The sequence below is a fragment of the Gilliamella sp. Fer4-1 genome, from assembly GCF_001690515.1.
GTDB lineage: Bacteria > Pseudomonadota > Gammaproteobacteria > Enterobacterales > Orbaceae > Gilliamella > Gilliamella apicola_C.
Genome location: NZ_LZGZ01000017.1, coordinates 22,305 through 31,166, shown reverse-complemented (window position 1 = coordinate 31,166; position 8,862 = coordinate 22,305). Strand labels below are relative to the sequence as shown.

Here is an 8,862-nt window from a genome sequence, read left to right as displayed (position 1 = left end):
GTATTTTCGTATAGCGGTTACCATAAAAAAATTAATTAAAAAGAATAGAAAATTGCTTATTTAGGTGAATAATCAGCGCCAAAATAGTGAACACTTATTTTCGCTAATTCACCATTACTGATAATCTTTTTTATGCCCTCGTTAATATCTTTAGTTAACTGTTCGCCTTTATTCCCTTTGCTGATTAATAAATAGCTGTATGGTAAGGCAATTCGATCGGCATCATCTTTATTTAATTCTATTGTTTTCAAGTTAAGATTATGTTCATTAATCAATTGTGATAGCATCACTTTATCGATTAATTGAAAATCATATTGCCCTGTTTCAACATGCTGTAGCACAGGCAATAAATCAGCTTCACTATAGGTAATTTTGACGGGGTTATTAGGGTATTGTTGATTATATAATTCTAATGCGGTTGCATAGTTAAGGCCTGGATAAACTTCTGTCGATTTCCCATTAAGATCACTAAATTGTTTTATATCATTATTGTTTTTTGCCACCGCAATGGCGTATTGGTTTTGAAAAATAGGGTCAGAATAAAAATACTTTTCTTTCCGTTTTTCATTCATGGCGAAATTATTAGCGCCCACGTGATAACGTTGTGAGTCAAGCCCAGCTAAAATTGATGGAAATTCAGTAATTTCAAAACGAACCTCATATTGCGGTAACTGTGCAAATACCGCTTTTGCAACATCAATGTCATATCCCATTAACTCGCCTTGTCCATCTACTGTAGAAAAAGGACTAGGTGACCCAGACGTTGCAATAACAATTTTTTCTTTCCCTGTAGTTTTAGAGCCTATAGTTTTAGTGCCTTTATTTTGATTGTCGCAACTCGTTAAAAACAAAGCACCTAATATTAGAAAAAAATACCATTTTTTGCCGTTCATAATGCAATACCTCTCTTTGGTTTGGATCAATGTTTCGCTTATTTTGAGTTGTTTTTTAACTATATTTTAAATAAACCCCATATTCTTCATTTCAGTTAGGTGCTCAGATTGATAACGAGCCATGCCCGTTTTCATTAAATCAAAACCTAAATTTTTATAAAACTCGACAGTTTGTGGGTGAGTATAAAGGATGATATTACAGTGTTGTACTCGCTCAACGAGTTTATCAACAATCAGCCTTCCATATTGTTGCCCATGGAGGCGTTTTACCAACGCAATGTTATATATCGCAGCTTGGCAAATACCATCAGATAATGCACGCCCTACGCCAACAACCCGATCTTTTTCCAGTAAAAATACCACAGCATAACTATTTCGAAACACCTGTTCTTGTGTCTTTGCGTCAAATGAGCTTAATCCATAAAAAGTCAGCAAATCAGCAACATCTTGCCAATTAATATCTTCACAATGTTGTTGAATAACAATTTTCATTCATGCTCCATTTATTAAATTTCGTAATCAATTTGCCCTGTTGAATAATATCTCGCTAAAAAATCTTTTGTTCTTTGTTGCGTCGGATTTGCAAATACCTGCTGTGGTGAACCATCTTCAATGATTTGGCCTTTATCTAAAAATAACACTCTAGTTGCAATATCATGCACAAAACTCATTTCATGAGAAACTAAAATCATAGTAACCCCTGATTTAGCAGCTATTTTTATTGTTGCTAATACTTCACCCACTAACTCGGGATCAAGCGCTGAGGTTGGTTCATCAAGTAATAAGACTTTGGGCTCCATAGCTAATGCTCGAGCAATGGCAACTCGTTGCTGTTGCCCACCAGATAATTGTTTGGGATAATGATAGATTCGTTCGCCGAGTCCTACTTGCACTAGTTTTTCGTGTGCTATCTGTTGCGCTTTATCCTTTGAGTATTTTTTGACAACAATTAGCCCTTCCATCACATTTTCTAAGGCATTTTTTTGTTGAAATAGATTGAATTGTTGAAATACCATTGCCGATTGTTGGCGAAATGTAACAATTTCATGTCTTTTTATACAACTCACATCAAGTTGAAAATTATCAATGCGAATCTTACCTTGCTTTGGCTTTTCTAATAAATTTAAACATCTCAAAAGCGTTGACTTACCCGCACCAGAAGCCCCAATAATCGCCACAATTTCAGCGGGGTGAATATGAAAGTTAAGGTGATTTAATATAAGATTATGATGAAAAGACAAGGTTAAATTTTGCACATTAATCATAATAATTTTCCTCGGCGATAACTTGGGGTGTTAGCACAATCAGAAATGGTTAAGCGCTTTTCCAAATATTTGACAATTAGTTCAATGATAATGGTTAAGACCCAATAAATTAATGCCAATGAAATATAAACTTCAAAATAACGGTAACTATGCCCTGCTAAGGTTTTGCCTCTGCCAGTCATTTCTGTGACTGAGCAGACAAACGCTAACGATGTGCCTTTTAACAAACCAATCATTGCGTTACCTAAATTGGGCAACGCCACAATAAAAGCTTCAGGAATGACAATTCGACGTAACAACTGACTATAGGTCATACCTAATGATTGTGCTGCTTCAATCTGTCCTTTATTAACAGACTGCAATGCCGCACGTATTGTTTCTGAATTATAAGCCGCCTCGTTGAAAGAAAATGCAATTAATACAAAAAGCATTGAGGGTATGCCATTGATATTATAATCAGTGCCATAAAAATAATTGATATAACGTAATAGAATGGGGATGCCATAAAAACTTAAATAGAGTTGCACCAATAATGGCGTGCCTCTGATAAAAGAGACAAAAACCGTCGCTATCGGTGATAATATTGGTATTTTATTCATTTTGACGATAGCAATCATTAATCCGAAAATGATGCCAAGAAGCATCGAGAAAAAGGTAATAAAAAGTGTTACAGGTAAGTAAGCAAGTAACGTTGGGATTTGGGCAAAAATCAATCCGACATCCAATATATTTGGCATTATAATTATCCCATTAAAATTATTGACTTGAACTAAACTGTTTGTCCCTGTTATGTGGAGTATGCCAATTATTGACATCAGGCCCCAAAGGCAAAATGTCATAGGGGTTATGCGCGCTATCTCCTAAAAAGTAGCCTTTTTTGATTGCCTGAAAATCCGTTGTTTCACCAAAAGCAGGCATTTGATAAAGATCTCGAGCATAGGCCCATAAGTTAGGATAGTCGATAATCCGATTACGATTGGTTTTAAAAGCGCAATAGTAGGCAACATCAAATCGAGCCAAAGTAACATAAAGGCGAATATCAGAATCCGTAATTTGATCACCAAATAGATAACGTGATTGGCTCAAACGCTGTTCCAATTTATCTAATTGATTAAAGACAAGATGATATGCATCTTCATAGGCTTTTTGCGTGCGTGCAAAACCCGCTTTATACACACCATTATTCACTTCATGAAATATTACATCATTTAGTGCGTCAATATCAGCACGTAATTTTTTAGGATAAAGGTCTGGAGCGCCAGTTTTATGAAAAGATTTAAATGCTGTTTCCCAATAATAAGTAAGCTTAAAATAATCATTATTGACAACTTTGCCTGTTTTAATATCAACAACCGTTGGTACTGTTGCTCTTCCTTCATATAGTGGATCGGTTGAAGCATAGATTTCAGGTAAATAACGGATACCAAGCACAGGATCAACACCGCCAGCATCCAGTGAAAATTCCCAGCCCTTATTAGTTCTAATTGGGTTTACTTTACCTACACTAATGACATTGTCTAATCCCAATAATTTGATAGCAATCATTGAGCGATGTGCCCAAGGACAAATGGCTGCCCAAATTAAACGATAACGACCAGCTTCAACAGGTAACTGTCCGGGCTTATCGCCAAATGGTGTGTCAAAGCGGTTTGCTTGGCGAACAAATGCCCCATTTTTGTCAATCTCATTATTTTCATTAGTAGCAATTTTTTCTATAGCTAAAGACATATGCTTACCCCTCATTATTTGGTACTGGAAAATGCAACTATCTGACAACTTAGTTCAATCTAACATCAAATATTTCGCAGATAAAATAACAAATAAGCATATTTATATAATTATCAATTATATAGAAAATAAGTTACAGTATAAAAATTGTCTTAATTAGGTTAACTATTTCCCTAAACGTTTATATAGCCTTTCTGGGCGACCAATTTTGCCGTGATTAAGCTCGACCGTTAATAATTTTATTTGAACACAATACTCTAAGTATCGTCTGGCAGTTGTTTTACTAATATTGGCTTTTTCAACTATTTCATCAACGGTTAGTACGTTATCGGTCTGCATAAAAATGTCTTTCACTTTCTGTAAAGTGATTTCTTCAATACCTTTTGAGTGTCGATTCATGTTCACAAAGTCTTTTGTTTGTAAATTGAAAAGCTCATCAATTTTTCGTTGGTTGACATGTTTTTGTAGGCTTTGTCGATACAAAAAGAGTTCAAAACGTTCAAGTGAATGTTTTAAACGTTGGTAAGAAACTGGCTTAATCAAATAATCAAAAGCACCGTAACGAATGGCTTTACTACACGTTTCCATATCACTTGCTGCTGTAATAAAAATTACATAACAATCTAAATGATTATTAATAATATATTCAAATAATTCAATTCCTTTGCCATCAGGCAAATAATTATCCAGTAAAATCAATGTTGGTTTGAGTCTTTCAACCATGATTTTAGCTTCTTCTAGATTGGAAGCAATACCTATGACTTTAACTCTTGTATCTTTTTGAATAAATTCTGCATTTAACTCAGCTAGTATTGGCTCATCTTCGATAATAAGCACTTTAATGACATCTTCTTGAAACTCGTTCATATAATTACCTTTTATTATTTAGGGATAAATACAGAAAAAATGGTTCCATAGGGAATATTATCTTCAAACGTAATATAACCATTGGCTTTTTTTATGTAAGTTGAAACAAGGTGTAAACCAATACCATGTTCTTTACCCTCTTGTGATGTGACGCCTGGTTCAAAAATTGAATTACGAATACTTTTATCAACACCACAACCTTGATCAGTCACTTCTAATACAATTTCGTCTGTTGCATCACTAAGATATAAATAAATTGTTTTATCTCCAGGATCATTTTTCAAACTCGCATTAAAAGCATTATCAAGCAAGTTACCTAAAATTGACATAAATTCTGTTTCAGCCATAAGTAAGGGTAATTCACTTAATTGGCATGCAGGATCAAATATTAAATTTAAGCCTAGCTCATGCGCTTTTGAATATTTACCGATTAATAAACCACATACAGCTGGAACCTTAAAATGCTCCGTAATAAAATCTAGATTGCTTTGATTATCTGCAGAATGTAATGCAATAAAAGATTGAGCTTCTTCATACCGTTTCATATAAATTAAACCAGATAATGTTGCCAACCAATTAAGATGCTCATGCCTTAATGCACGTAAATTATCAACATACTGCTTCACTTGTGTTAATTGCATACTTAATATATTAATATCGTCAAAGTTACGGAAAGTAATAACCCAACCTTGAATTTTATCATCGATCACCACGCGAACTTTGTTCGCAATCACGATAATATTATTGAAATAACAAATATGATCGTGTATGTCTTCTGTTTGACTTTCATTTCTAAAAATAAAATCGGTTGATTGAATAAACTCGCTTAAATTATGTTTATGTAGCTCATCATCACTGATTTTAATATCCAACATAGTGCGAGCTGATTGATTAATATTGATAATGTTATAACTCAGATCGATTGCAATAACACCTTCAAAAATAGATTCCATAATTGATTTTTGGCTTTTTACCAGTAATGCAATTGCTTTAGGCTCTAAATTAAACATCTGTTTTTTTATTGCTTTTGAAAAAAAATAAGAAAAAATAAATAACGCTAGAAACAATAACGAACAACAAATAATAAATGGTATAACTTGTTGTATATGCAATGCATTAATATCATCAATCATATAACCGACTGAAACAATACCTATAATTTTACCGTTATCAACGATCGGCGCTTTACCTCTTAATGCTAAGCCAAGAGAACCCTCACTAATTGTAATGCTACTATTACCACTAAGAACCTCCTTATTATCGCCACCAATCATAGGCGAGTGTAAAGGGCTATTAGCCGTATGGAATAGACGATTAGCCTTTGCATCACCAATAACAATATAGCTAGCATCACTTTGTTCAAATATATCTATGATAAGATCAGCTATTTTTGAAGTATCTTTATCTTTGACATATTGAATTAAACTTGGTAAAACAGATAGCTCTTTTGCTTGGATTTGAGCTTTTTCGCCCAGGCTACGATATAAATTAGTTTCTATCGTATTCCAAATATAGCTCTGTAATAACGCAAGCACAATCAACGAAAAAAACAGCAGCGATAAAAAAAGCTTTGTTGTAAACGATAACTGAATTTTTTTTCGCATTTTACATTTACTTCTCAAATTAAATTAAAATAATTCTAACATAGCATTAAAAAACATATAGCCGTTAAAACCATAAAAACCACAGTTAATTTATGATTTATATCACAAAAAAATTATTAATTTTTTGTAAAGATACACCCATTAAATTTGAATAAGTAAAATCATTTTGGAGAAAAAAATAAATGGCGGATTTTAAGTCACTTGAAAATAAACGTAATCAAAAAGAATCAACGAGTAAGTCCTTTGAAGAAAGGCTAACAGGTTGGCCATATAATTGGTGGCGCCTAATGGACAACTATAAAATTGGTGTTATTCCATTACCATTATTTATTATTGCTGGCATCCTTATTTTTAGTGAAGTATTAGTAACGGGTAAATTGCCTAGTGAAATTGTTGTCATGGTAGTGACTTGTGCTTTTTTTGGTTTTTTATGTGGCGAAATCGGTAAACGCTTACCTATCATTGGGAAAATGGGTGCAGCAGCAATTTGTGCAACCTTTATTCCTTCTGCATTAGTTTATTATGGTATTCTTCCTGAACCAGTCGTTGTTGCAACAAAAAAATTCTATAAAGATACACATATTCTTTATTTATATATCTGTTGTATCATCGTGGGTAGTATTATGAATATGGATAAGAAAACACTTATCCAAGGATTCTTAAAAATCTTCGGCCCAATGGTATGTGGTGAAATCGTTGGTATGCTTGTTGGTGTCGGCGTTGGTTATTTACTTGGTTTAACACCATTTGAAACATTCTTCTTCTTAGTATTACCTATTATGGCCGGTGGTGTTGGTGAAGGTGCGATTCCACTTTCAATCGGGTACGCTTCAATCTTAGGTATGGAACAAGGTGATGCGCTTGGTCGTGTGTTACCAATCGTAATGTTAGGTGGTTTAACTGGTATTATTTGTGGTGGTATTTTAAATCGTATCGGTAAAGCTTATCCACACTTAACTGGTAACGGTCGACTATTACCAGCAGATGATGAAGTTGCTGATAAAAAAGCAGCAAAAACTGAATCGATTATTGATGTAACTACATTCGCTTCAGGTGTATTATTAGCAGCTATTCTTTATATGGTTGGTATGATTGGTCACAAAGTGACTGGTATTCCAGCTCCAGTAGGAATGCTATTTGCAGCTGTTTTTGTTAAATTAGTATCTGGTGTTTCACCTAAAGTATTAAGTGGTTCACAAGTTGTTTATAAATTTTTCCAGACGTCTGTTACCTATCCAATTTTATTTGCAGTAGGTGTAGCAATTACACCATGGGAAAAAATTGTTGAAGCATTCACAATCACAAACCTAATTGTTATTGTTTGTACAGTTGTTAGTTTGGTTACTACTGGTTTCTTTGTTGCTAAAAAACTTGGTATGTATCCTGTTGATGCTGCTGTTATTTCTTGTTGTCAAAGTGGTCAAGGTGGAACGGGTGACGTGGCAATCTTAACTGCTGCAGAACGTATGGAACTTATGCCGTTTGCACAAATTGCAACTCGTATTGGTGGTGCAATTAATGTATCAGTATCATTACTTATTCTCGGCAATTTCTTAGTATAGATTTTACATATTAAAAAACAACCTTGGTTTATACTAAGGTTGTTCATTTTTATTTAATATTTACAATTAACAAAATAGCTTTTAAGGAGTTTTCATGAAGCTTGTCAGTTATCTTGTCTCTGGTAGAGCAAGTTTTGGTCTTCTTACTCACAACGGTATTGTTGATTTAAAGCAAAAATTAGGCGATAAATATGCCGATTTAAAATCACTACTTGCCGATAAAGAAGGACTATCTATTGCCAAAACCTACCTTAATGCCCCAAGTGACATTGATGAACAAGACATTACTTATTTACCCGTTATTCCAAATCCAAATAAAATCTTGTGTGTTGGTATGAACTATGCCGAAAAACGAGCAGAATTTAATGAAACCAGTTCAGCACCAACGCTTTTTGTTCGTTTCCCTGATTCTCAAACAGGTCATAAAACCAACATTATTAAACCTGCTATTACTAATGAGTTGGATTATGAAGGAGAATTAGCTATTATTATAGGTAAAGCGGGTTTTCGCATTAAGCAAGAAGATGCGTTATCATATGTAGCTGGCTATAGCTGTTATATGGATGGTTCTATTCGCGATTGGCAATATACTTGGTTTACCGCAGGTAAAAACTGGCCTAGCACTGGTGCTTTCGGTCCATGTATTACAACAAGCGATGAAATTCCTGATCCAAAAGTATTATCTTTAACTACTTATTTAAATGGCGAGCAAATGCAACATGATTCAGTTAAAAATCTTGTGCATACTGTGCCTGAATTAATTTCTTATATTAGTGCTTTTACCCATTTATCTCCGGGTGATGTTATTCTTACTGGATCACCTGGTGGAGTTGGTAAAAAACGTAATCCTCCAGTATTTATGAAAGATGGCGATACAATTGAAGTCGAAATTACAGGAATTGGTCGACTAACTAATTATGTAGTAGCTGAATAGAGGTAAATT

At 34.0% G+C, this 8,862-nt stretch carries 9 protein-coding genes; 2 read left to right on the top strand and 7 right to left on the bottom strand.

Annotated features, from left to right (window positions below; genetic code table 11):
- Positions 1-56: 56 nt before the first annotated feature.
- From A9G30_RS00560 to A9G30_RS00530, 7 genes are all read right to left on the bottom strand, one after another.
- Positions 57-893, bottom strand: coding sequence for a transporter substrate-binding domain-containing protein (locus A9G30_RS00560; protein ID WP_065587729.1), 837 nt, complete (start codon positions 891-893; stop codon positions 57-59).
- Positions 894-959: 66 nt separating this feature from the next.
- Complete coding sequence (locus A9G30_RS00555; RefSeq protein WP_065587728.1) at positions 960-1,385, bottom strand: GNAT family N-acetyltransferase; 426 nt, start codon at positions 1,383-1,385, stop codon at positions 960-962.
- Positions 1,386-1,399: 14 nt separating this feature from the next.
- Complete coding sequence (locus A9G30_RS00550; RefSeq protein WP_065587727.1) at positions 1,400-2,158, bottom strand: amino acid ABC transporter ATP-binding protein; 759 nt, start codon at positions 2,156-2,158, stop codon at positions 1,400-1,402.
- Positions 2,155-2,895, bottom strand: a complete 741-nt coding sequence (locus A9G30_RS00545) for an amino acid ABC transporter permease (protein WP_065587726.1) — start codon at positions 2,893-2,895, stop codon at positions 2,155-2,157. Before A9G30_RS00545 ends, A9G30_RS00550 begins: the two co-directional genes overlap by 4 nt.
- A 19-nt stretch (positions 2,896-2,914) precedes the next feature.
- On the bottom strand, positions 2,915-3,886 hold the full coding sequence (locus A9G30_RS00540; RefSeq protein WP_065587725.1) for a glutathione S-transferase family protein: 972 nt from the start codon (positions 3,884-3,886) through the stop codon (positions 2,915-2,917).
- 165 nt (positions 3,887-4,051) lie between these two features.
- The gene (locus tag A9G30_RS00535) at positions 4,052-4,753 is read right to left on the bottom strand and encodes a response regulator (protein WP_065582405.1); all 702 of its coding nucleotides are present in this window, start codon (positions 4,751-4,753) and stop codon (positions 4,052-4,054) included.
- 14 nt (positions 4,754-4,767) lie between these two features.
- Positions 4,768-6,357 carry an ATP-binding protein gene (locus A9G30_RS00530; RefSeq protein WP_065587724.1) on the bottom strand — a complete coding sequence of 530 codons (1,590 nt, stop codon included), beginning with the start codon at positions 6,355-6,357 and terminating at the stop codon, positions 4,768-4,770.
- A gap of 182 nt (positions 6,358-6,539) precedes the next feature.
- Here A9G30_RS00530 and A9G30_RS00525 point away from each other — a divergent pair, with 182 nt between their 5' ends.
- Positions 6,540-7,919, top strand: coding sequence for a 2-hydroxycarboxylate transporter family protein (locus A9G30_RS00525; protein ID WP_081295517.1), 1,380 nt, complete (start codon positions 6,540-6,542; stop codon positions 7,917-7,919).
- Positions 7,920-8,013: 94 nt separating this feature from the next.
- A complete protein-coding gene (locus A9G30_RS00520) occupies positions 8,014-8,853 on the top strand; it encodes a fumarylacetoacetate hydrolase family protein (protein WP_065587723.1) in 840 nt (279 codons plus the stop codon).
- The last annotated feature ends 9 nt before the right edge of the window (positions 8,854-8,862 follow it).